This is a genomic window from Falsiroseomonas sp. RANM36, assembly GCF_056682175.1.
The window spans coordinates 165131-168099 of sequence record NZ_JBWXTD010000002.1; the positions used below are offsets into that span (position 1 = coordinate 165131).

Genomic DNA, 2969 nt, shown 5'->3' on the forward strand with positions numbered 1-2969 from the left:
CGCCGCGGGATGCCGCGGCGCCCTTCGCGTCTTGCGGCATCTGCGAAGGACTGGTCTGATCGCGGCGGAGAGGCGATCACGACGAGGAGCTATGGGATGCTGCGCAGGGACCTGATGAAGGCCGGCGTCGCCGCCGGCGTTGCCACCGGAGTGCACCGCGCCGCCGTCGCGCAGACGCCGCGCGCGCGCGTCCTGCGCATGGTGCCGCAGGCGAACCTGACCAGTCTCGATCCGATCTGGACCACGGCGAACATCACCCGCAACCACGGGCACATGATCTACGACACGCTCTACGGCCTGGACGCGGAATTCCGCCCCCAGCCGCAGATGGCGGCGGGGCATGTGCTGGAGGATGGCGGTCGGACCGTCACCATAACGCTGCGCGACGGCCTGCGCTTCCACGACGGCGAGCCGGTGCGCGCGCAGGACGTGGTGCCGAGCCTGCAGCGCTGGATGCGGCGCAACCCCTTCGGCCAGAAGATCGCGAGCGTGACCGACGCGGTCGAGGTGGTGGACGACAAGCGCCTGCGCTTCCGCCTGAAGCGGCCCTTCCCGGCGCTCTTCGCGGGCCTCGGCCAGGTCTCGAACAGCCCGGCCTTCATCATGCCGGCGCGCCTGGCGGCGACCGATCCCTTCCAGCAGGTGCGCGAGGCGATCGGCAGCGGGCCGTTCCGCTTCAAGGCCGACGAGTACAACTCCGGCAGCATGGTGGTGTACACGAAGAACGAGGCCTATGTGCCCGTCTCCTCCGGCACGCCGAGCCTGATCGCGGGACCGAAGGTGGTGCATTTCGACCGCGTCGAGTGGCACATCATCGTGGATGCCGCGACCGCGGCGGCGGCGCTGCAGACCGGCGAGATCGACTGGTACGAGCAGCCGCCGCCGGAGATCCAGCAGCTCTTCGGCCGCAACCGCAACATCCGCGTCGAGGCGATCGACCCGCTGCCGCTGACCGGCATCCTGCGCTTCAACCACCTGCACCCGCCCTTCGACAGCAAGGCGATGCGCCAGTCCATCCTGCCCGCGATCAGCCAGGAGGACTTCATGCAGGCGATCGTCGGCACCAATCCGCGCGACTACCGCACCGGCGTCGGCATCTTCACGCCCGGCACGCCGCTGGCCAATGACGCGGCGCTCGGCGCGCTCACCGGCCCGCGCAGCATCGACCGCGCGAAGGAGCTGATGCGCGCCGCCGGCTACACCAACCAGCCGATGCGCCTGATCGGCCCGACCGACATCCTCGCCCCTTCGGCGATGACGCAGGTGGGCGCGGACCTGGTGCGGCGGCTGGGCTACAACGCCGACATCGTGCTGGCGGACTGGGGCACGGTGGTGCAGCGCCGCACCTCGCGCGAGCCGCTCGACAAGGGCGGCTGGAGCATGCTGTTCACCGCCTTCTCCTCCTTCGACTTCGCCAATCCGGCGGCGCATTTCCCGCTGCGCGGGAACGGCACCGGCGCGTGGTTCGGCTGGCCGACCATCCCGAAGCTCGAGGAGCTGCGCGACGCCTGGTTCGACGCGCCCGACCTCGCGACGGAGCAGCGCGTCGCGCGGGAGATCCAGGCGGTGGCGATGGACGAGCTGCCCTATGTGCCGGTCGGCTCCTACATGTCGAACACGGCGCTGCGCAACGATCTCAGCGGGCGCGTCGCGGGGCTCGCGCTGTTCTGGGGCATTCGCCGCGGCTGAGCGGGAAGGGGGCTGATCATGACGATCGAACGTCGCGCATTCCTGGGCGCGGCCGCCGGGCTGGTGGCCGCCCCGCGCGTGGTGGGGGCGCAGGGCGCGCAGGCGCGCACGCTGCGCTTCGTGCCGCAGGCCAATCTCGCCAGCCTGGACCCGATCTGGTCCACCGCCGTCGTGGTGCGCAACCACGGGCTGATGATCTACGACACGCTCTACGGCCTCGGCAGCGATTTCCGGCCGCGGCCGCAGATGGCGGCGGGCCATGAGATCACGGATGACGGCAAGCGCTGGACCATCACGCTGCGCGAGGGGCTTCGCTTCCACGACGGCGAGCCGGTGCGCGCGGCGGACTGCGTCGCCTCGATCCGCCGCTGGGCGAAGCGCGACGTGCTCGGCCAGCGGCTGGACGCGCTGCTCGACGAGATCGGCGCGCTGGACGACCGCCGCTTCGAGCTGCGCATCAAGAAGCCCTGGCCGGGCCTCGCCTTCGCCTTCGGCAAGCCCTCGGCCAACATGTGCGCGATCATGCCCGCGCGGGTGGCGGCGACCGACCCCTTCACGCAGATCACGGACAGCACGGGCTCCGGCCCCTTCCGCTTCCGCCGCGACCTGTTCCGCCCGGGCGACCTCGCCGTGTACGAACGGTTCGACGGCTACCAGCCGCGGCAGGAGGCTGTGGATTTCCTGGCCGGCGGCAAGCAGGTGCATTTCGACCGGGTGGAATGGCGGGTGATGCCCGATCCCTCCACGGCCTCCGCCGCGCTGCAGAACAACGAGGCCGACTGGTGGGAGACGCCGCTGGCGGACCTGCTGCCGCTGCTGCGCCGCAACCGCGACATCCAGGTGGACCTGATCAACACCGCGGGCAATCTCGGCGTGATGCGGTTCAACTTCCTGAACCCGCCCTTCGACAATCCGGCGGTGCGCCGCGCGCTGCTGCCGGCGGTGGACCAGCGCGCCTTCATGAACGCCGCGATGGGCACCGATCCCTCGCTGTTCCGCGTGCCGGCCGGCGCCTTCACGCCCGGCACGCCGCTGGCCAACGATGCCGGGCTCGAGGTGCTGAGCGGGCCGCGCGACATCGAGGCGGCGCGGCGGATGCTGCGCGAATCCGGCTACCGCAACGAGCGTGTGGTGATGCTCTCCGCCACCGACCTGCCGGTGCTGCAGAGCCTTGCGGAGGTGGCGGGCCCCCGGCGGGGGCGGGGGGGGGGGGGCGGGGGGCGGGCGGGGGGGGGGGGGGGGGGGGGCGGCCCCCCCCCCCCCCCCCCCCCCCCCCGGGG

General features: G+C 72.0%; 2 protein-coding genes. Both read left to right on the forward strand.

From position 1 onward, the window contains the following. Positions 1-96 precede the first annotated feature (96 nt). Positions 97-1689 (forward strand): ABC transporter substrate-binding protein, encoded by a 1593-nt coding sequence (locus tag AC1MIR_RS01690; RefSeq protein WP_480026456.1) that lies wholly within the window; start codon positions 97-99, stop codon positions 1687-1689. 18 nt (positions 1690-1707) lie between these two features. Further along, the coding region (locus AC1MIR_RS01695; protein WP_480026457.1) for an ABC transporter substrate-binding protein at positions 1708-2969 on the forward strand (1262 nt) is incomplete at its 3' end.

What these genes read in the sequence shown, in the direction of transcription:
- AC1MIR_RS01690 (WP_480026456.1), top strand. Translation starts at nt 97, where the DNA reads ATGCTGCGCAGGGACCTGATGAAGGCCGGCGTCGCCGCCGGCGTTGCC.